At 39.2% G+C, this 20,231-nt stretch carries 19 protein-coding genes and 1 CRISPR repeat array; of the genes, 9 read left to right on the forward strand and 10 right to left on the reverse strand.

Going from position 1 to position 20,231, the window contains the following annotated elements; all coding sequences use genetic code 11:
- Positions 1-41 precede the first annotated feature (41 nt).
- Both T7867_RS06540 and T7867_RS06545 read right to left on the reverse strand, forming a co-directional pair.
- A complete protein-coding gene (locus tag T7867_RS06540; RefSeq protein WP_322299984.1) occupies positions 42-1,106 on the reverse strand; it encodes a tetratricopeptide repeat protein in 1,065 nt (354 codons plus the stop codon).
- A gap of 4 nt (positions 1,107-1,110) precedes the next feature.
- The gene (locus tag T7867_RS06545) at positions 1,111-1,650 is read right to left on the reverse strand and encodes an RNA polymerase sigma factor (RefSeq protein ID WP_288340456.1); all 540 of its coding nucleotides are present in this window, start codon (positions 1,648-1,650) and stop codon (positions 1,111-1,113) included.
- 223 nt (positions 1,651-1,873) lie between these two features.
- On the opposite strand from T7867_RS06545, the gene T7867_RS06550 reads away from it, so the two are divergent.
- The 4 genes from T7867_RS06550 (at position 1,874) to rpiB (ending at position 4,986) form a co-directional block, all read left to right on the forward strand.
- A complete protein-coding gene (locus T7867_RS06550; protein ID WP_157717527.1) occupies positions 1,874-2,371 on the forward strand; it encodes a response regulator in 498 nt (165 codons plus the stop codon).
- 75 nt (positions 2,372-2,446) lie between these two features.
- A complete protein-coding gene (glyA, locus tag T7867_RS06555; RefSeq protein WP_322299985.1) occupies positions 2,447-3,721 on the forward strand; it encodes a serine hydroxymethyltransferase in 1,275 nt (424 codons plus the stop codon).
- Complete coding sequence (gene tatC, locus T7867_RS06560) at positions 3,722-4,555, forward strand: twin-arginine translocase subunit TatC (protein ID WP_273514421.1); 834 nt, start codon at positions 3,722-3,724, stop codon at positions 4,553-4,555. It abuts the gene before it with no gap.
- A complete protein-coding gene (gene rpiB, locus T7867_RS06565; protein ID WP_068217043.1) occupies positions 4,549-4,986 on the forward strand; it encodes a ribose 5-phosphate isomerase B in 438 nt (145 codons plus the stop codon). Before tatC ends, rpiB begins: the two co-directional genes overlap by 7 nt.
- Here the strand turns inward: rpiB and T7867_RS06570 are convergent.
- On the reverse strand, positions 4,980-6,008 hold the full coding sequence (locus T7867_RS06570) for a DUF6427 family protein (RefSeq protein ID WP_273514420.1): 1,029 nt from the start codon (positions 6,006-6,008) through the stop codon (positions 4,980-4,982). The two genes, rpiB and T7867_RS06570, sit on opposite strands and share 7 nt — an antisense overlap.
- A 77-nt stretch (positions 6,009-6,085) precedes the next feature.
- Between T7867_RS06570 and rbfA the strand changes: the two genes are divergently transcribed.
- The 4 genes from rbfA (at position 6,086) to radA (ending at position 12,077) form a co-directional block, all read left to right on the forward strand.
- Complete coding sequence (gene rbfA / locus T7867_RS06575) at positions 6,086-6,463, forward strand: 30S ribosome-binding factor RbfA (protein ID WP_068217047.1); 378 nt, start codon at positions 6,086-6,088, stop codon at positions 6,461-6,463.
- The gene (locus T7867_RS06580; protein WP_273276107.1) at positions 6,460-7,689 is read left to right on the forward strand and encodes an ABC transporter permease; all 1,230 of its coding nucleotides are present in this window, start codon (positions 6,460-6,462) and stop codon (positions 7,687-7,689) included. The genes rbfA and T7867_RS06580 overlap by 4 nt, the downstream gene beginning before the upstream one ends.
- 72 nt (positions 7,690-7,761) lie before the next feature.
- Positions 7,762-10,695 carry a DEAD/DEAH box helicase gene (locus T7867_RS06585; protein WP_273514419.1) on the forward strand — a complete coding sequence of 978 codons (2,934 nt, stop codon included), beginning with the start codon at positions 7,762-7,764 and terminating at the stop codon, positions 10,693-10,695.
- 8 nt (positions 10,696-10,703) lie between these two features.
- The gene (radA, locus tag T7867_RS06590) at positions 10,704-12,077 is read left to right on the forward strand and encodes a DNA repair protein RadA (protein ID WP_322299986.1); all 1,374 of its coding nucleotides are present in this window, start codon (positions 10,704-10,706) and stop codon (positions 12,075-12,077) included.
- Here radA and T7867_RS06595 read toward each other — a convergent pair.
- Entirely contained in the window at positions 12,074-12,973 is a 900-nt protein-coding gene (locus T7867_RS06595) for a 1-aminocyclopropane-1-carboxylate deaminase/D-cysteine desulfhydrase (protein ID WP_322299987.1), read from the reverse strand. The two genes, radA and T7867_RS06595, sit on opposite strands and share 4 nt — an antisense overlap.
- A gap of 65 nt (positions 12,974-13,038) precedes the next feature.
- Between T7867_RS06595 and T7867_RS06600 the strand changes: the two genes are divergently transcribed.
- Positions 13,039-14,046, forward strand: coding sequence for an RluA family pseudouridine synthase (locus tag T7867_RS06600; RefSeq protein WP_273514416.1), 1,008 nt, complete (start codon positions 13,039-13,041; stop codon positions 14,044-14,046).
- Here T7867_RS06600 and trhA read toward each other — a convergent pair whose 3' ends face one another.
- The 6 genes from trhA to T7867_RS06630 form a co-directional block, all read right to left on the reverse strand.
- Positions 14,047-14,694 carry a PAQR family membrane homeostasis protein TrhA gene (trhA, locus tag T7867_RS06605; protein WP_273514415.1) on the reverse strand — a complete coding sequence of 216 codons (648 nt, stop codon included), beginning with the start codon at positions 14,692-14,694 and terminating at the stop codon, positions 14,047-14,049. It abuts the gene before it with no gap.
- Positions 14,691-15,491 carry an ion transporter gene (locus tag T7867_RS06610; protein WP_273276119.1) on the reverse strand — a complete coding sequence of 267 codons (801 nt, stop codon included), beginning with the start codon at positions 15,489-15,491 and terminating at the stop codon, positions 14,691-14,693. The genes trhA and T7867_RS06610 overlap by 4 nt, the downstream gene beginning before the upstream one ends.
- Positions 15,488-17,116: a mechanosensitive ion channel family protein gene (locus T7867_RS06615; protein ID WP_322299988.1), complete on the reverse strand. Its 1,629-nt coding sequence runs from the start codon at positions 17,114-17,116 to the stop codon at positions 15,488-15,490. Before T7867_RS06615 ends, T7867_RS06610 begins: the two co-directional genes overlap by 4 nt.
- 254 nt (positions 17,117-17,370) lie before the next feature.
- A CRISPR array of direct repeats spans positions 17,371-18,197; the repeat unit is 36 nt; unit sequence GTTGTGACTAGCTTTCAAATTGTATCTTAGAAGAAG.
- A 141-nt stretch (positions 18,198-18,338) separates the two neighbouring features.
- A complete protein-coding gene (cas2, locus tag T7867_RS06620) occupies positions 18,339-18,677 on the reverse strand; it encodes a CRISPR-associated endonuclease Cas2 (protein WP_068217070.1) in 339 nt (112 codons plus the stop codon).
- Positions 18,674-19,570: a type II CRISPR-associated endonuclease Cas1 gene (gene cas1, locus T7867_RS06625; RefSeq protein WP_068217072.1), complete on the reverse strand. Its 897-nt coding sequence runs from the start codon at positions 19,568-19,570 to the stop codon at positions 18,674-18,676. Before cas1 ends, cas2 begins: the two co-directional genes overlap by 4 nt.
- A 54-nt stretch (positions 19,571-19,624) precedes the next feature.
- The gene (locus T7867_RS06630; protein ID WP_068217074.1) at positions 19,625-20,212 is read right to left on the reverse strand and encodes a transposase; all 588 of its coding nucleotides are present in this window, start codon (positions 20,210-20,212) and stop codon (positions 19,625-19,627) included.
- Positions 20,213-20,231: the final 19 nt, after the last annotated feature.

Raw genomic sequence — 20,231 nt, forward strand, 5'->3', positions numbered from 1 at the left:
GACTCCTTTTCTCGCGTGCATGTGTGTGATTAGAGAGTATCTTAATACTTATCTAGGATAAAAGCTCTTCCATCAAGTCCATCTCCAGATCTTCCTCTGAACCTTCTGAATTTTCTTTCGACAACTACAAATAGTGCTAAATCACCTTCTCCTAAGTTATCGATAGGCTGATCTGTCATAAAGCTGTAACTTTTTTCACCAGCCATATCTGAAACTATTCCATACTGGAATAATCTACGACCACGGGTATCCTCATCAAAATTGCTAGAGCCATCAGGTGCATCATCTTGAGCGTCAGGGTTCCCTGGAGGCTTTCTTACAACAATAATTACAGGACCACTATCCATATCATCTGTATTGAGAGTGTATCCCATTTCTTCTAGAAGAGATTTTGCTTTCTCTTTATACTCAGATTCTCTAGTAATAACATTGGCTAAAGAACCTATCGTAGCGTCTTCATCATTATTTTTCAAGTGAGCTAAAGCAAGATACCATTCAGATTGTGCTTTAAATCCAGAATAGTTGTTGATTACGGTATTTAAGTTTTTGATGGCTTCTTCTGCTTTTCCGAGTTCAAGTTGACTAGCTCCTAAGTAGAAATAGTTCATAGCACTTGGTTCAGCAGCTACTAAAGAGGTTAACATTTCCTCTGATGCATAAAAGTCTTTTGCGTCAAAAGCCATGAATGCTTTATCTTCTAAAGATAAATTTTCTTCAGCAGTACCCCTTACTTGGCCTGTAAGGCTATTGTAAGAAGTAAAGTGTTGATTAAAAAGCTCTTGATTTGACGGAGGGCTATTAAAGTCTCTTAGCCCAATGTAGCTAATGGCAGCTATTAGCACAAGGCTAGCAGCAATTGAAATTACTTTTTTCATAACAGTCTGATCTTTGGTTGTTTTACCTTTTTCGATAGAGGTCTCAATTCCATCGAAAAAGGATTTAATGTCGTTGCGAGCGCTTTGCCTTACTTGAAGACGAATTTCTTTTAATTCCTGAAATTCTTGATTGAATGCAGGATCGTTCAGAAGCCTACTTCTAAACTTACGTTTCTCTTCCGGAGAAAGCTTTCCGGATAGATATTCTTCAATCAATTCAAAATCACTCATGTCTTTATTGTAACAGTCTCTTAATTCTTTGAATGCACTTGTACTTCAAGTTTTTCACCGTGTTCCCATTCTTGTAACCTAGTATTTCAGCGATCTCATCGTTAGAAAGATTGTTAAAGTAGAACAGTCTTAAAATATCAGCACACGGGTTTTGGAGGTTTTCAATAACGCTTTTTATCTGATTAATTTTTGAATCGGAATCTTGTTGGGTCTCATCAAGCTCTTCTAGAAGAAGATGATCTTCATATTCTTCGTTAAAAGAAAGTTTAGAGTCTCTTCTAGAGTCGGATAACAGCTTGTTTTTGCCAATGGAATACAAATAAGTTTTTATTCCAGCGTCATTCATTTCCTCGATTACATCTTCTAGAACGTTTTCATAGAAGGAGAGAATGGCGTATTGAAAAATGTCAATTGCCTGCTCGTAACTACATTTATGTGAGTAAGTAATCCATTTGATGAAACTTGGTCGAAACTTCCGATAAATTTCCTCTAGGGCTTCCTTATCACCAGCTTTAAGCCGCAAGATCAACGAGTTTTCACTCATGCTCTCTTCTCTTTAGTGATTTTAAAGTTGAAATGTCACCCAAAGGAGAGTGAAATTTTTTCAAATTTTTTTCAGGCATAGGTTTTTATAGAAAATTACTACTAATGAGAATAACAAATCTGGGTATGATTATATCTCGGGAGAAAGTTAAAAATAATTTGTTGGAAATGGGTGACAATTGCTTTTTCCAATCACTAATTGATACAAGGGTGAAGTTATGGGAATGCGATCGTACTACTTAATTGATAACAAAATTCAGTCTCTCGAAGAGACTGATGGAGGAGCTCAACAACTGAAGAAGTCTAAGTCTGCCTCGATTTTAGCTGAGCAAAATGTTCTTATCGTAGACGATAGTCCCATTAACCTTATTGTAGCTGAAAAAACGCTTTCAAAATTCGGAGCCACTTGTTTTCGAGCAATTTCTGCTAAAGAAGGGCTGAAAGTCTATAATCAGGAGAAGATTGATTTAATTCTGATGGATTTACATATGCCTGTTATAGATGGATTTAAGGCTACAGACCTAATTCGCGAAACCGAGAAGTTTCACTCATCCCCAATTCCTATTATGGCTTATACTACCTTTTCTTACGATGAGGTAATGGAGGGCATCAAGAATCATAAGCTTGATGGTTACATCGGAAAACCATTTACTCAAGCCCAAGTGATAGGTTCTATCTTCGAAGTGCTAAGTTTAAAGCAACAGAAATACAAGCAAGCCTAGTTCTGTTCAATAACTTGCTTTCTATCAATTGTTAATTCAATAGCCATCAGCTATTTTTGGCACAAACATCTAAAAATGGCCAAAGACAGTTTAATCTTTGATTTAATCAGCAAAGAAAAGGAAAGACAAACAAAAGGTATCGAGCTTATTGCTTCTGAGAATTTTGTTTCTGATGATGTAATGCATGCAATGGGTTCAGTGCTCACAAATAAGTATGCTGAAGGCTTACCGGGTAAAAGATATTATGGCGGTTGTGAAGTTGTAGATGAAGTAGAAAACATTGCCATAGATAGAATTAAGGAGTTGTTCGGAGCGGTTTGGGCTAATGTCCAACCACACTCTGGAGCTCAGGCCAATGCTGCTGTTATGTTAGCCTGTTTGAACCCAGGCGATAAAATCTTAGGTTTCGACCTATCTCACGGAGGGCATTTAACCCACGGATCAACAGTAAACTTTTCTGGAAAACTCTATCAACCATTCTTCTATGGTGTAGAAAAAGAGACAGGCCTTATCGATTGGAACAAGGTAGAAGAAACTGCTAAAAAGGAAAAACCTCAGATGATTATCTGTGGAGCCTCGGCATATAGTAGAGACTGGGATTATGTGAGGCTTCGTGAAATAGCAGATTCTGTTGGAGCTATTCTGTTGGCTGATATTTCTCATCCTTCAGGATTAATTGCTCGTGGTCTTTTGAATGATCCGCTTGAGCATTGTCATATTGTAACCACCACCACTCATAAAACCCTCCGTGGACCTAGAGGAGGTTTAATTATGATGGGAGAGGATTTTGAAAACCCTTGGGGTCATTCTACTCCAAAAGGTCAGGTAAAGATGATGTCTCAATTATTAGATGGTGGTGTTTTCCCTGGAACTCAAGGCGGCCCACTAGAGCACGTTATTGCAGCGAAGGCTGTAGCTTTTGGAGAAGCTTTGAGTGATGACTATATGTCTTACATTATTCAGGTGAAAAAGAATGCTCAGGTAATGGCCGAATCTTTTGTAAGGAAAGGATATGATCTAATATCTGGAGGAACAGATAATCACCTGATGTTGATAGACCTTAGGTCTAAGGGATTGAGTGGAAAATTGGCTGAAGCAGCGCTTGGTCAAGCAGATATCACTATTAACAAGAATATGGTGCCATTCGATGATAAGTCACCTTTTGTTACCTCTGGAATGAGAATTGGCACAGCAGCTATAACCACTAGAGGCTTTGTTGAATCAGATATGGAGAGAATAGTAGACTTAATAGATAAGGTACTGGCTGCTCCTGAAAATGAAGCAAGCCTTGCCTCAGTAAGGAAAGAAGTTAACGATTGGATGGGTACCTATCCTTTATTCAAAGCATAATTGGCACTAGATCAACTTTTTGATGAAGATGAGAAGGAAATGGGCTTTCTGGATCATCTGGAAGAGCTAAGATGGCACCTAGTGCGATCAGTTCTCGCCATTGTGGTATTCACTGTACTGGCTTTTATCGCGAAAGACTTCTTCTGGGATGTTCTCGTGATGGGGCCAACTAATTCAGACTTTTGGACGTACCGAAAGCTTTGTGAAATAGGAGATTTAATTGGTTCATCTGCCTTGTGTATAGATGATATGCGAATTGAGGTTCAAAATAGAACCTTACAAGGTCAGTTCTTGGTTCATATTAAATCTTCTTTTGTGGCAGGCTTAGTTTTAGCCTTTCCTTATACTTTTTGGGAAATCTGGAGATTTGTGAAGCCAGGCTTAAGATCTAATGAAAAGAAGGCCTCTAGAGGTGTTGTTGCAGTAGTAACTCTCCTTTTTCTCATGGGAGTATCATTCGGCTACTTCATTGTAACTCCACTAAGTATAAACTTTCTATACAACTATCAACTAAGTGATCAAATTCGGAACATCCCAGACGTTTCTAATATTCTTGGTACAGTTTCTACCTTGGCTTTAGCTTGTGGTTTAATGTTTCAATTGCCAGTAGCTTCTTACATGCTCTCAAAAGCGGGTATTGTAACTCCAGAACTAATGAAGCGATTTAGAAGGCACGCTATTGTAGTTATTCTAGTGGTTTCTGCCGTTATAACACCGCCCGATGTTTTCAGTCAAATACTTATTGCATTGCCTTTATCTGGGCTATATGAAATAAGCATCATCATATCTAAGAGAGTAAATAAGAGAAGGGACAAAGAACTATACGAATCATGAGAAAAATAGGAATTGGAGGAGACCATGCAGGTTTCGAATACAAAGAAGAGCTTAAGAAAATTCTATCAAGTAAAGGGTTCGATGTGACTGACTTTGGTCCAGACTCAGACGCTTCTACTGATTATCCGGACTATGTGCACCCAATGGCTACAGCTGTTGAAAAGGGTGACCTTGAATTAGGTATTGCTATTTGCGGTAGTGGTAATGGAGTTTGTATGACCGTGAACAAACATCAGGATATTAGAGGTGCATTAGTATGGAATACAGAATTGGCGGCATTGGCTCGCCAGCATAACAATGCTAATATAGTTTGTATACCTTCCAGATTTATTGATTTCGATTTGGCTTCTGAAATTGTTGATACTTTCTTGAATACTGATTTTGAAGGAGGTAGACACCAAAGAAGAGTAGGAAAGATCGCTTGTCAGTAAAGCGGCCCTACATAAAGCATTACGAATATAAGTAGGATAACTAGGCTGAAAGTTAGTTCAGCCATCCACTTTTTCTTTGTATTCAGTAAGTGTTCTGTTAAAAAGTAACTTAAAGACACAATCAACAGGTTTGTGCTGCTTGCTGAATTTCCAGAAAGAAAGAGCACATGTAATATTCCGAACAGGCCTATCCAAGTAAAAACTCGCTTCACCGTAATTTGTAGGTTTGTCATTCCCATTCCAGCTAAATTGCTAGCACTAGTTTTCAGGCTTATTAGCAAAGGAAGAGCTAATGCTATACCTATGTTTATAAGCCATGTACTATTAAACTGAAAGGTTGAAAGACCTTTGTAAAACAGAACCCAGAAGTCAGAACCTTTTTCTAGATAAAGGAAAGGTAGCCAGGCTAGTAGCAAGACCATAGCAAGACCCCAAACCAGTAGTAAATACCTCCTGCCAACCGTTCCAGAATAGAATAGGAATAGGATGAGAATAAGGACAAGAAGCCAGATATAAGGAATATGAAATAGACTGGCTAAAGCCAAAGTGCTCCCTATGCTTAGAATTTTTTCGTCACTGTTTCTGAACCTCAAATGTTGATGCAAGAATAAGAAGGCAATCAGCAGAAAGCTTGTGCCTAAAAGTTGGGAAGTCAGAAAGAAGTTGTCTGAATTAAAAGAGATAAGAATAACGTACAGTGCTGAAGGAATAAAAGAGTTATCCTCAAAAGCCGAGTTTCTTATGAGGAGAGCGTTCAACAAGGTAGCATTCCACAAAATAATCAATGCTGCAAAAGATGCATTGAGATAAGCGTTGCTGAGTATAAAAGAAAGACCTGCCGAGAGAAGTTGAAACAGAGGGCCAGCACCCTCGTTAAAGTAGGTTTCTATACCATTAAGCTTAATTTGATCGAAAGTCGCTTCTGTACCTATAGCCAGAAAAAAGAAGAGCCGTGTTAGAAACAATAAGACAATCAGTCCGAATATTCTAAAGGGGTCATTTTGTCGAAAATAACTAAGCAATGGTCTTAATTTAACTACGAGCTAAGGTATAAAATGCAAAGGAAGGAAAATCAATCAATAAATCAGATATTTGTGCAATGGCTACAAAAAGACAGCAAAAATTTTCAAAACTAATTAAAGAGGAGGTTAGCAAAATCTTCCATCTTCAATTTTCAGCACAGTTCTCGGGTAAGTTGGTTACCATAACAGATGTTGAAATGAGCCCTGATCTCGGGTTTGCTAAAATCTTTGTGAGTGTATTTCCAGTTCTTCATTCCGATGAGGTTGTGAGTTTTATTGAAGAGAATAAGTCTAAGGTGCGTGGAGCTTTAGGAAGAGCTATAGGCAAAGAGGTAAGAATTGTTCCTGAAATAGCTTTCTTCTTAGACAGCACTGCAGAACAAGCCTCAAAGCTAGACTCACTCATTGATTCATTGGATATTCCTGATCTAGACCCAACGGACGAAGAAGATTGAATGTCTCCACGTTTATAGCTAAGCGGTACTTTACTACCACTAAAAAGAAAAACTTCATTCAAGTGCTTTCTTGGATTTCCATGTTTGGGGTGGCAATAGGTACTATGGCGCTTATCGTAGTGCTGTCAGTTTTCAACGGATTAGGAGAAGTTCTCAGAGGGGTTTATAGCACATATGATGCTGATTTCAAGATTGTACCTCTAGAAGGAAAGTCGTTTTCTTTAACAGATGAGCAATTAGGCCAGATTCAGCAGGTTCAAGGAATACAATCTTATTCAAGAATAATCGAAGACAATGCTGTGGCCATTCACCGAGATCAGCAAGCGGTGGTGCAGTTAAGAGGTGTAGAGCAATCGTTCATTGAAACCAATAAGCTAGATACATTTTTGGTTCGTGGCAACCTTGAAGTTAGAGATGATAAAGGTAGAAACAGTGCTATTCTTGGCGCAGGGTTGTACTACGAGTTAGGGGCTCTGATAGAAACTGGAGCTTATGAGATCGAACTTATTTACCCTAAAAATTTGAGGCCCGGAGCATTGCCAAGTACCAATTCGGTGAGAAGAGTTAGACTTAGACCTGCTGCCCAGGTAAATATTGATGAAGTGCTTAACGAAAAGCTTCTTTTAACTTCGTTTGAAGCAGCCAGTGAGGTATTAGACTATAAGAATCGTTACACTGCTTTAGAAGTTTACTTTACTTCAGATGCTAATGCCGATAAGATTGAAGAGGCTTTAGAAGGTATTGTAGGAGATAAGTTTGCCATTCTCAATAGCGACCAACAGCACAGTGAGATTATGAATGCGGTTAAGGTAGAAAAGCTCTTCACATATCTTGCGTTAAGTTTCATCACCCTCATTGCTTCATTCAACATTTTCTTCTCTCTTTCAATGTTAGCAATAGAAAAAAGGAGAGATATGTCTGTACTCTATGCCATTGGCGCACCTACGAAAATGGTCAGGCAGATCTTCTTAAAACAAGGAATTCTCATTGCCTTTATTGGTGCCTTCTTTGGAATGGTGTTAGGCCTTTTACTTTGCTACTTGCAAGACCGCTACGGCTTGGTTGGTTTGGGCATGGCAAATGCAGTGGTTCAGGCTTACCCTGTAAAGATAGTTTGGACAGATGTTGCGCTAGTGGCCGTCAGCATTACGCTTATCACTATTGTTACCTCATATAGGCCAGCTCTTTTGGCCTCCAAGGTTAATCCTATCGAGTTTCTCGATTAATTCGCAATACATCATTTTTCTCTTTTTGAGAATGGACTAAAAGGCTTAATTTGCGAGTCGGTCAATGCAAAAATGAAGGTATCTACAGCTCAACCCTTTCAGTTAATCTACTCCCTTTATCAACACGAATACCTTGGGTATCTCTTTGAATCATTTGTGGTTCAATTAGATGAGAAAGGTCGACTTACTTTACAGCATCAAAACATTTCATCGAAAAACGCCAGAGAGTTCGAGTCTGGTTGTGATGAGAACGATTATAAGCTCATCAAACTGATGGATGAGATGCAGCAAGATTCTGTTGTGCTCAAGTTCTACAAGAAGAAGGTAAAACCAGACGAGTTCTTCTTTAAGGTTTATGATAAAGAGCGCGGAGATAAGGTTCTTCAAGAGTCTATTGAACTGTATTTAGAGACGAGAAGAGCCAAAATTCTCGACCTACTGAAGGGAAAAATGATCTTTGAGATGGGTCGAGATGGAGAGCCTGCCTGGAAGCAAATTCATTGGGTAGAAGAAAAGGCAACGGTACTTTTCCATTTTAGGAGAAACGATGATAATACTCATTACTTTCCCACCATTAAGCTGCAAGGCGAAAAGCTAGAATGGCAATACAATAACTCATATTTGGTTTGTCTTGAACCTGCTTGGCTTATTGTAAAAGATAAACTCATAAGCTTTGAGAAAAATGTAGATGGCAATAAGCTAAAGCCCTTCCTCAATAAGAAGTTTATTGTTATTCCGCAGAAGGTAGAAGAAACTTACTACCAGAAGTTTGTGACTCAATTGGTGGCTAGCTTCGATGTCTATGCCAAGGGGTTCGAAATAAATGCAGAGAAATACCCAACTCAACCGGTTATTAATTTCTCTGAGCTTGTGCAAACAACTAATGGAACACTCTTTGATAATAACGGGCAGAGTACCCAGTCCGAAGATGATGATTCTAAGATTCTCTTTAAGCTGGCGTTTAAATACGGCCCGTATCAATTTAACTACGAAAAACAGCCTCTAGCCTCTGTTAAGCTAGAAAAAAGCAATGGCTCCTATATTTTCCATAAGGTGAATAGGAATGCAAATGTTGAGGTTGAAATGGTGCAGGAGCTTAGTAAAAGAGGCTTAAAGTTTCAGAATGGAAGAGCCACTTTGCCAAGAGCAACGGCTTTCAACTGGTTAAATGAAAACGCTGATTTTTTACATGACTTCGGAATAGAGGTTCAGCAAACTGATACAGAGAGGAAAAAATACTTTGTTGGAGAGTCTAAGATCGAGATTAAGGTGGAAGAAGGTATCGATTGGTTCGATATTAAGGCTACTGTTCGATTCGGTGAATTTGAAATCACTTTCCAAGAGCTAAGAAAACTTATCAACAAACATAAACGCGAGGTTAAACTACCTAATGGAGAAATAGCGGTTATTCCAGAGGCATGGATTAAAGACTATGCAGAGCTTTTCGCGTTTATGGAAGAAACAGACGATCAGTCTACTCTGAAACTAAGAAAGCATCACCTTTCCCTTATTCAGGACCTTCAAAGCGGAAGTTTAGCGCAGGTCACTATGGATAGGAAGCTGCAAAAACTTCAGGAGTTTGAAGAAATAGAAGACTACGAAATGCCGGCTGCCTTTAATGGCACCTTAAGGCCTTATCAGAAAGCTGGTTACAACTGGATGCGTTTTCTATCTGAATACAATTTCGGTGGCTGTTTGGCAGACGATATGGGTTTGGGTAAAACCGTACAAACTCTGGCACTTTTGCAGGCTCAAACAGAGCACGCTTCTGGTCAGGCCTCTTTGTTAGTCATGCCAACCTCCTTGATCTACAATTGGCAGATTGAGGCCTCTAAGTTTACACCAAATCTTAGGGTTTTGGTCTACACTGGAACCAACCGTGATAAAAACGCAGAACAATTCGCTAATTATGATTTAGTCGTTACTTCCTATGGTATCACACGAATAGACATAGATATTTTATCTTCTTACTATTTCAATTATGTGATACTAGACGAGTCTCAGGCCATTAAAAACCCAGACTCACTAATCGCTAAGTGCGTAACCGAGCTTAAGTCCAGGCATCGCCTTATTCTTACGGGTACTCCGCTGGAAAACAGCACCTTCGACCTGTGGTCACAAATGAGCTTCATTAACCCAGGCTTGTTAGGTGCAGCTAAATATTTTAAGAACGAGTTTCAGCAGCCAATTGAAAAACGTGGAGACATTGATAAAACCAGAAAGCTCAATGTCATTATCAAGCCATTTATTCTGAGAAGGCAAAAATCGCAAGTGGCAAGAGATCTTCCTGAGAAGTTCGAGAGTGTGAAGTACAGCCAAATGACTCCAGAGCAAGAGGAGAAATATGAGGAGGTAAAATCGCACTACAGGAACCAAATTCTTGATACCATAGAGAAAAGCGGTATCAAAAAATCGCAGCTGCTGTTATTGCAGGGCTTAACCAAGTTGAGGCAAATTGCCAATCACCCTAAAATGGTTGAACCAGATTTTGAAGGGGGTTCGGGTAAGTTGGAAGATATCACCTACATGATTGAATCGGCCATTAGTGAAGGCCACAAGATTCTAGTATTCAGTCAGTTTGTGAAGCATCTTTCCATTGTAAAAGAGTTTTTGGAAGATCGAAAAGTAGACTTCACTTACCTCGATGGTTCTACAAAAGACCGACAAGGTCAGGTAGAGAAATTCCAGAATAATGAAGACATAAAAGTCTTCCTTATTTCCTTGAAAGCGGGTGGTTTGGGATTGAATCTCACCAAGGCAGACTATGTGTTCTTGCTAGATCCATGGTGGAACCCAGCCATTGAAGAACAAGCCGTAGACAGAGCACATAGAATTGGTCAGGTTAATACTGTTTTCACGTATAAGTTCATTACACGCAATACGGTGGAAGAGAAGATTTTAGCACTTCAGAAGAACAAGCTCAAGTTGGCCAATGACTTGATTACCACAGAAGAAAGCTTCATTAAGAAGTTAACCACAGAAGATATATCGGAATTACTTAGCTAATTTGCCTTATGGCCAAAACCAAATCAGTATTTATCTGCCAAAATTGTGGTGCTACTTCCGCCAAGTGGATCGGTAAATGTCCATCCTGTAACGAGTGGAATACCTACACTGAAGAGGTGGTTTCTAAAGGCAAGAAAGAAGAAGATAGCTGGCGCGAAGAATCAGGTCCATCGGTTAGGCCAAAACCTATCAATATTCGTGAAGTAGAGAATAGCTCTGAAGAACGATTAGTCACTTACGATAAGGAGTTAAACAGAGTACTTGGAGGAGGCATTGTTGCGGGTTCGCTTGTACTAATTGGAGGTGAACCAGGCATTGGAAAGTCTACATTAATGCTTCAGTTGGCCTTAGCTGCTAGAAAGAAAAAAGTGCTATATGTTAGTGGAGAGGAAAGTCAGCAGCAGATAAAAATGCGTGCTGAAAGAATCGGAATTCAGACCGATCAATGCTTTGTACTTTCAGAGACTAATACACAAAACATCTTCTCCCAAATAAAAAATGTAAAGCCTGATTTACTAATAGTTGATTCTATCCAGACTTTACACACAGAAAGAATAGAAAGTGCTGCAGGTTCTGTTTCTCAAGTTAGGGAGTGTACAGGTGAGCTAATGAAGTTCGCTAAGGAGACACAAACTCCTGTTTTCCTCATTGGTCATATTACCAAAGAAGGAAGCATTGCTGGCCCGAAGGTATTGGAGCATATGGTAGATACGGTCTTGCAATTCGAAGGCGACCGCCATTTGTCATATCGAATTTTGAGAACGGTGAAGAACAGGTTTGGATCTACCTCTGAATTGGGTATTTACGAAATGCAAACTGAAGGTCTTCGCCAGGTATCGAACCCATCAGAAATTCTGATTTCTCAAAAGGCAGATGACCTAACAGGAATTGCGATTGGTGCAACCATTGAAGGGAACAGGCCCCTACTGATAGAAATTCAGTCGTTGGTGAGTTCTGCAACTTACGGCACGCCACAGAGAAGTTCAACAGGCTTTGATGCCAAGCGATTAAACATGCTTTTGGCAGTACTAGAAAAGCGTGGAGGTTTGCGGTTTGGAGCCCAAGATGTATTTCTGAATGTGGCAGGAGGAATCAGAATTGATGAACCAGCACTAGATTTAGCCGTTTGTGCATCTCTGGTGAGTGCGTATCATGATATTTCTATCTCAGATAAAGTGGCTTTTGCAGCAGAGGTCGGATTAGGTGGAGAAATTAGGGCTGTCAATCGTATTGAAAGCAGAATAGCTGAAGCCGAAAAACTAGGGTTCACAGAAATCTATATTTCTAAATTCAACACTAAAGGATTAGACTTGAAAGGGAGAAATGTAACGGTTAAACCTTTCGCGAAACTTAAAGAAGTGTTTGAAGATTTAATGAGCTAAAGGCCGAAACCTGTCCTTCCTTGCAAGCCCCCAGTATGGATGGCAAGAATTTTACTTCCTTTTTCGAACTGTCCCTTTTCAATCATATCTAGTATACCATAAAGCATTTTTCCTGTGTAAATGGGCTCTAGCTTCAGCTCAAACTGCTCTTCCAATGCCTTAATAAAATCTATTAAGTTGGGTTTGGTCTTGGCATATCCACCAAAATGATATTCGGTTTGGATTGACCAGTTGTGAAGGCTTTCATGCCCGAAGCTTTGAAGTAAGTTGGCTACTTCATCTTGTAAAAAAGACCCTTTCAAAGAGCTGAACCCAATGATGTTTACTTGCCCTTTCATTCCTGAAATAAGCCCTGCAATAGTTCCTCCTGTACCGACAGCAAGGCAATAATAATCGTAAGGTTCAGGTATTAGGCTAGGAATTTCAGCGGCCCCTTGAATAGCCAATCTGTTAGTTCCACCTTCAGGTATGAGATAGAATTCACCGAACTCCGCTTTTAATTGATTTATGAAGTGCTCTTCTGTTTTTTTGCGATAGCTCTCCCTATCCACATAGTGCAATTGCATTCCAGCATCTGTTGCAAACTGTAATGTAGGGTTTAGCGGAATGTGCTCTTCACCCCGAATAATGCCAATGCTTTGAAAGTCGAATAGCTTAGCCGCAGCAGCCACAGCATAAATATGATTGGAATAGGCTCCACCGAAAGTGAGGAGTTTGTTGATGCCTCGATTTCTGGCTTCAAGTAAATTGTATTTGAGCTTGAACCATTTATTGCCAGAAATTTCTCCGTGAGTTTTGTCAAGCCTTAAAATACGCAGGTCAATTTGGTTTTCCGTGGCAACAGGGTGCTGAAACCTTTCGATTGGAAGCTGTTCATTGATCTGCGAAAAATCCATGGTGCAAGTTAGGTTGAGTTACGCCTTTCGACAAATCCCAATTATTGATCTAAATTTGCAAACTAATGGAAGAGCAGGACGAGTTATTTGAGCATCACCGTTTGGTGTGCGACCCAGGGCAGGAACCGTATAGAATCGATAAATTCTTGATGGATAGGTTGCCTAACGTTACCAGAAATAAGGTTCAGCAGGGCATAAAAGATGGCTTTGTGAAAGTAAATGGTAGTGAGGTAAAGCCTAACTATAAGGTGCACCCTGGCGATGAAATTATTGTTGAGCTTCCGGAGCCACCACGCGATACAGATGTTGTTCCTGAGAATATTCCACTCAACATTGTCTTTGAAGATGACCACATTTTAGTTGTCAATAAAGAGGCTGGAATGGTGGTGCATCCTGCCTACAATAACTGGACAGGGACATTAGTGAATGCGCTGACTTACCATTTTCAGCAGTTGCCAACCATGCCCGGAAATGATGGTAGACCAGGCTTGGTACACAGAATAGATAAAGATACTTCTGGCCTTCTGGTAATTGCCAAAACCGAAAAGGCCATGAGTAGTCTGGCCAAGCAATTCTTCGATCACAGCATTGAAAGAACCTACTACGCCTTAGTTTGGGGTGTACCGAAAGAGGAGATGGGTACTGTAGATGTCCATTTAGGCAGAAGTGAAAAAGATAGAAGAGTAACTGTGGCTATCGAAGATGGCTCAAGAGGGCGCAACGCTATAACTCACTATAAGCTTTTGAAAGACCTTCGATACATATCGCTTATTCAGTGTAATCTGGAAACTGGTAGAACTCATCAGATTCGTGCACACATGAAGCATTTGGGGCATCCTTTGTTCAATGATGCTACCTATGGTGGAAATCAGGTATTGAAGGGAACTCAGTTTTCGAAGTACAAGTCATTTGTTGAAAATGCTTTTAAGTTGATGCCTCGCCAGGCACTTCATGCGAAGTCATTGGGCTTTATTCATCCTAAAACTAAGAAGTTTATACAGTTCAACTCAGAATTGCCAGAGGACTTTACAGCGGTAATGGAGAAGTGGGAGAATTATGTTCAGTATGAGTAGTTAAGCCACCACATACTTTAGCACGGCATACATATGGAAGCCAGTTCCACCTAAAACAAACAGGTGCCAAATAGCATGATGGTATTTTAGTTTACGCATTAGGTAGAATGCCACACCAACGGTATAGGAGACTCCACCGTAAAGCATCATATTCACTACTTCTTGAGAAAGGATTTCGGCAATTTCATCGAACATAAGAAAGCCTAACCAGCCCATACCGAGGTAAGATGCCAGTGAGATGAACTCAAGCTTTCCCGTAAGGAATATTTTGAAAACAATACCTGCAATGACAATGGCCCAGACGGCAATTAGTAGATTAATTCCTAACGATGTGTTTCCTAAAACACCCCAACAGAAGGGGGTAAAAGTACCTGCAATAAGCAGGTAGATAGATATGTGATCTAATTTCTTAAAAAGAAATTTCTTCGATTTAGATTTTACACTGTGGTACAGGGTAGAGGAAGAATAGAGAATGAATGCGGTAGCGCAGAAAACGGAAGTACTCCAAAACACAGCAGTGTTTTCAATTGGCTGAAGTAAAACGTAAATAAAAGCTACCAATGCTCCGAGAATGCCTATACCATGAGTTATAGCATTGGCCAATTCTTCTTCTGGAGTATAAATATCTAGCTTAACTTCTTTTTTCACTCGGGTAACTTCTCACCACAAAATTTGCAATATAAGGCCTCAGTGTCATGGCCTTTTGAGTTACAGCTTTTGCAAGCTTTGTTTTTCTGGTTCTCTCTATCTTTTTGAAGCTCAACAGTGACAATACCCGTTGGCACAGCAATAATTGCGTAACCAAGAATCATCACAAATGAGGCGATGCTCTGACCCAAAATGGTTTGCGGAGCAATATCTCCATAGCCCACAGTAGTGAGCGTAACTATTGCCCAATAGATACTCAGTGGAATACTGGTAAAACCATTGTCTCTGCCTTCTACCAAATACATAACGGTACCCAGTAGAATCACCAGCATAACTACAGTACCCATAAAGACTGTGATTTTATGCCTACTGGCCTTTAATGCCCTTCCTAATTGCTCTCCTTCACCAACAAACCTACCAAGCTTCAGAATTCTGAAAACTCTTAATAATCTCAATGCTCTAATGATTAATAGGTATTGAGTGCCTGTAAAAATGAAGCTCAAATAGGTAGGTAAAAGTGAAAGCAGGTCAATTAGACCGTAGAAGCTAAAGATGTACTTTTTACGGTGGTCAGTTACGTAAATTCTAGTGAGGTACTCAAGGCTGAATACTACAGTGAATATCCATTCAGCATATTTGAAAACATATCCAAACCGGTTGTTTAGGCTAGGTACACTTTCTAGCATTACCGCAAGTACACTAATAAGTATGGCCACAAGTAGGGCAACATCAAAAGCTTTCCCTGCTGGGGTATCGGTACCGAAGATGATTATGTACAGCTTTTTTCTAAGCGTCATTCTTTGTTTTTAATTCTAAACCAAGGCACCTCATAGTCTTCTGGCAGATACTTCTGCGGAATAGTGCTTTGGTTTCCGTCTCTATGCGCACCATAATGTGGCGACATAATTTCTACTCCAGCTTCATTAAATTTATCCTGAATGTTTTTATGCAGTTCAGAATAGATAACGGCCATTTTTTGAATTTCTCTCGTCCTAGCGTTCAGCTGATAACTCACGTAAAAATCGTCAAGACTCGTTTGTAGTACAAAAGGAAGTGGTTTCTTTTTTACATGTTCTGTGGCCAGTGCTGCATTTACCAACAATTCTTGTACTTGGCGCCATGGCACATCATAACCGATGGTTACAGTAGTGTGTAAAATAAGTCCTTGCTCATCATTTGCTGTAGTATAGTTAATAGTATGGCTATTCAGCATTTGAGAGTTAGGGATGGTAATAATCTCATTCTTGATGGTTTTGACCTTGGTGTTTAATAGGGCCTTTTCTTTTACATCGCCAATTACTTCACCAATTTTTACCCTATCACCAATTTTGAACGAACGCATGTAAGTGATTACTAAGCCGGCAATAATATTGGAGAATGCTCCTGCACCACCAAGGGCAACTAGTAGACCAAAAAAGGTTGATACTCCTTGAAATATCTTAGAGTCAGACATTGGTAAAAGAGGCCAAATGCCTACAAAGCCTAGCGCAATAATAATGCCTCTTACTATGTTAAAAGTAGGTTTTGCCCACTCGGAATAAAACCCATTAATTACCAACCTACCTTTAGAAATCTCTTCTGTAAAGAAGGCTAGCATTCTTAAGAAGTACCTTAGAATGATAACAATTACAACAATGAATAAGAGGTTAGGTATGTAGTTGAGGATGTTAATACCCAAGTTGGTAAGCGGATGCACCACATAGCCTATTAGTTTTTGTGCAATGCCCCTTGTCCAAGGGAATAAGCCAAAAATGGCGGGAAGTAATAAGTAAATCAAAAACAGGAGTAGGGCATATTTTACAATAGTAAGACCCCAAGTAGCAATAGCTACTTGTTTCTCCTGGGTAAGAAGCTCGTAACCTTTTACACTGAAGCCTTTAAATTTTACTCCTTTTTGTGCCTGTATTTTTATGCTGATGAGCCTGAACAGCTTATTATAGTACTTAAGCCCAAAAATAAACGCAACTATAATCAGTATGGCAATGGCTATATTTACGAAGAGAATGTTGCTGAATGCAGGCTCTTCAATCTTTAGAGAGTTTTCAATTAGCTCTAAGTAGTATTCTGTGGCTCCTCTGCGACTTAGACCTAAAGCTTTGGCATCAGCATCGTTAATGCTTAGTATAATTTTTTCTTGTACTATAATGTCATTTACAAGGTCCTCATACTTTACAGTAAACTCTCTTAAATCTTGCTGATTGCTTTTTAGGTTTTCTAACTCAGTTCTCAACTTTTGTACTCGCTGATTTAAAGAGTAAGGGCCAATACCGTTAAATAAGAATATGGTTGAATCTGCATCTACCGGAACACCTCCTTTTTCTATTAAGGGGTGTACCTCTTGTTGAACCACAGTAGAATCTGTGCTAAGTGGAGAAAGTACGGATTGCCAAAGTATGGCTATAGCAAAGAGTAAAGCTTTCATTTAAGGTCAATATATAAATTTGACAGCGTATTGGGCATAAAATGTTTTAAGCAGCCAGATAAAATCAATATCAAGATTAGACGCACAAAGACTAAAAAGTCACATTTGCATATAGATATGAACAGAGTAGATGGATATGTGTTTCATTTGATTCTCTGATTCAATTTTAAAAGTAATGTCATAGTTGGAGTGTTAATGTCTTTCAAACTGTATCTTAGAGGAAGCCTCGCTAGAGTGTACCAACTTCAGCAATGGTTGTGACTAGCTTTCAAATTGTATCTTAGAAGAAGTAACTGTTTACTTGGGTTTCATCATTTAGTGTTGTGACTAGCTTTCAAATTGTATCTTAGAAGAAGGAACGATCAGCACACATATATGCTTCTCACGTTGTGACTAGCTTTCAAATTGTATCTTAGAAGAAGTCGTCTTTATTGACTTCAACCACTTTGTCTGTTGTGACTAGCTTTCAAATTGTATCTTAGAAGAAGATATAATAGAACAGGGTTCAATTCATAATGGTTGTGACTAGCTTTCAAATTGTATCTTAGAAGAAGATTTCAGTCTTCAGGCCTGAGTAGTCTTCCGTTGTGACTAGCTTTCAAATTGTATCTTAGAAGAAGTGAGCGCATTATAGACCTGCCCAACTTGCCGTTGTGACTAGCTTTCAAATTGTATCTTAGAAGAAGTAACAGCAAGGATTAAAGAGCAGTTTGAGAGTTGTGACTAGCTTTCAAATTGTATCTTAGAAGAAGAAGACGTAGCTATTCAATATGGTGTAAACTGTTGTGACTAGCTTTCAAATTGTATCTTAGAAGAAGCATCTTTCAGAAGGTTATGAACCTCTTCATGTTGTGACTAGCTTTCAAATTGTATCTTAGAAGAAGTGTTGAAGACTGCAAATTCCATAACCATGGTTGTGACTAGCTTTCAAATTGTATCTTAGAAGAAGAAGGACTATAAAATGGATTTTGTAGCAGTAGTTGTGACTAGCTTTCAAATTGTATCTTAGAAGAAGCATCGAAAGCCAGATTCAAACTAGTTCCGTGTTGTGACTAGCTTTCAAATTGTATCTTAGAAGAAGATGTCTTGTCGTAAACAATTGAAAACCTGTTGATTACGGCTGTAAAACCCTGGTTGTTTTTAACGATAATCAGGGTTTTTTTGGATCTTTTGGAAAGTTTCAAGCTTTCCAGAAGCTAATGGAGTGTAAGCCAACAGAATCCTAGAACAACTCTAACTGTTGAATTGGTTGAGGTACTTCTTCTTTTTTGGTAGAAAAATATACCTCCATCATACCGAATTGCTTGTCGGTAATATGCATGATTCCTACATGCCCTTTAGGCGGTAAGTTTTGTTTTATACGCTTAATGTGGACTTTGGCATTTTCCATGCTTGGGCAGTGACGCAAAAAAATGGAAAACTGAAAGCGAGTGAAGCCATCTTTCTCCAGTACATCTACAAACTTGCGATAGTTCTTTGTATCTGTTTTGGTTTCGGTTGGTAAATCGAAGAATACCATTACCCACATAACTCTGTATTGATTGAACCTGTCAAAACTCAAAAGCTAGGAAGTTTAAGTGCTTTTTCTTCTTTACTATAGCACTTGGCTAAGCTAGCTGCGCTTTGTTGAGCGGCTAACATTAGCGGGCTGGATTGATTGTTTATAATTACATCGAGAACTGGAACCTTAAGTAAGTCTTGTTTTAGTGACGGTGTCAGTTCGGTATAGCTATCTTCTGTTCTTATCAATTCTAAAACTAATTGGTCTACAAATGGACGGTAAGGTTCCATTAGATCATCGGCTAAACAATAACTATTGTATTGATTGCTATGGTGATAACCCATGGTCGGTAGTAGCCCAGAAATCATTAAAGACCTAGCTATGGCTCCCCTTAGAATGGCATAACCATAATTGAGTAAGTTGTTAGGTTCACCTTCATATCGCCCTCTTTTAAAGTTTTGAATAAGATCAGTAAATAGACATTTCCAATAATAGGCTGCTGCGCGACCTTCAAAGTTTTCAGGGTCGCCATTCTGTACCTTGCTGGCCCATCTCTCCATATTTTCAGCAGCAATGTTATTCATTTTTAGCAGTGCTGCCTGATTCTTTATTTTAGCTTGAATTGTTTGTTTCCATAGCCTATCCTTTAATACTTGAGTTGCCGAAAGCTGGTGTCGCATTTGAGCTACCTGCTTATGATGGGTATTCAGGTTAAGCATTAAACCTTGAGGCAAATGTTGAGCATCGCAGGTAATTATAGCAACTTGGTTACCCAAGAGCTTGCTAATTAGCGTGTGTGTAATGGTAATTTGTGGATGCTCCAAAAGCACTACGCCAATATCTTCAATGGGCATGGTTTTCTTTTGATCATCATCAGGGTACTTAACTACTAGTTGCTCTTTTCTTGTAGAAAGGTGGGCCGGGTTACCAAATAAGAGTGTACGTTTTATCATAGGCTTATTCGTTTGAACTTTCCAACAGCTCTAAGCTTTTGAAAAGCTTATTTTTTAAATATTCATTTCTTCACCGGGAATCGTGTTTATATAAGCTTGGTGAAAGTCCTCGAATGGCTTCTTACCACCAAACCAATCGAGTACCATTGTCCGAGCTAATTTTGTAGAGTTAGTAGAGAGCATGCTCGAATAGCTGGTAAAGCTCCACTTTCTTAAATCTTGGGTAAACCTGTGGTGGATTGGATTGGTGTGTATGTAGGCAATTACCTTGGTGATGTAATCATTAGAGGTAATTTCCTTCTTTTTGAAGTTAGGTGCGAAAAGGCTTCCTTTTCGATTGTATCTTTTATTATAAGCTTGTGTGTAGCTACTGAAAAAATTAGCAAACTGTTTGCTCAAGAGGTACTCTAGCTTTTGGAAAGTTTCGAACTTTCCAAAAGTTGCTTCAATCTCCTCTTGTTTTTTTATTAGCACCAAACAATGAAAATGGTTGGGCATTAAACAGTAAGCTAAGGTTTCGGCTATTGGGCTAATGTATTTGTCCCACTGCCGTAAGAAGTAAAGGTAATTCTCTGTCTCCCGAAAAAGGTTTTCGCTACCATTGGCATGGTTATAAATATGATATAACTTTTCTGTTTGCATGTGTGCTTCTGTTTTATGG

Origin of the sequence: Roseivirga spongicola (genome assembly GCF_034376045.1) — a bacterium.
GTDB lineage: Bacteria > Bacteroidota > Bacteroidia > Cytophagales > Cyclobacteriaceae > Roseivirga > Roseivirga spongicola.

What these genes read in the sequence shown, in the direction of transcription:
- T7867_RS06540 (WP_322299984.1), bottom strand. Translation starts at nt 1,106, where the DNA reads ATGAGTGATTTTGAATTGATTGAAGAATATCTATCCGGAAAGCTTTCT.
- T7867_RS06545 (WP_288340456.1), bottom strand. Translation starts at nt 1,650, where the DNA reads ATGAGTGAAAACTCGTTGATCTTGCGGCTTAAAGCTGGTGATAAGGAA.
- T7867_RS06550 (WP_157717527.1), top strand. Translation starts at nt 1,874, where the DNA reads ATGCGATCGTACTACTTAATTGATAACAAAATTCAGTCTCTCGAAGAG.
- glyA (WP_322299985.1), top strand. Translation starts at nt 2,447, where the DNA reads ATGGCCAAAGACAGTTTAATCTTTGATTTAATCAGCAAAGAAAAGGAA.
- rbfA (WP_068217047.1), top strand. Translation starts at nt 6,086, where the DNA reads ATGGCTACAAAAAGACAGCAAAAATTTTCAAAACTAATTAAAGAGGAG.
- T7867_RS06585 (WP_273514419.1), top strand. Translation starts at nt 7,762, where the DNA reads ATGAAGGTATCTACAGCTCAACCCTTTCAGTTAATCTACTCCCTTTAT.
- radA (WP_322299986.1), top strand. Translation starts at nt 10,704, where the DNA reads ATGGCCAAAACCAAATCAGTATTTATCTGCCAAAATTGTGGTGCTACT.
- T7867_RS06595 (WP_322299987.1), bottom strand. Translation starts at nt 12,973, where the DNA reads ATGGATTTTTCGCAGATCAATGAACAGCTTCCAATCGAAAGGTTTCAG.
- T7867_RS06600 (WP_273514416.1), top strand. Translation starts at nt 13,039, where the DNA reads ATGGAAGAGCAGGACGAGTTATTTGAGCATCACCGTTTGGTGTGCGAC.
- T7867_RS06610 (WP_273276119.1), bottom strand. Translation starts at nt 15,491, where the DNA reads ATGACGCTTAGAAAAAAGCTGTACATAATCATCTTCGGTACCGATACC.
- T7867_RS06615 (WP_322299988.1), bottom strand. Translation starts at nt 17,116, where the DNA reads ATGAAAGCTTTACTCTTTGCTATAGCCATACTTTGGCAATCCGTACTT.
- cas1 (WP_068217072.1), bottom strand. Translation starts at nt 19,570, where the DNA reads ATGATAAAACGTACACTCTTATTTGGTAACCCGGCCCACCTTTCTACA.
- T7867_RS06630 (WP_068217074.1), bottom strand. Translation starts at nt 20,212, where the DNA reads ATGCAAACAGAAAAGTTATATCATATTTATAACCATGCCAATGGTAGC.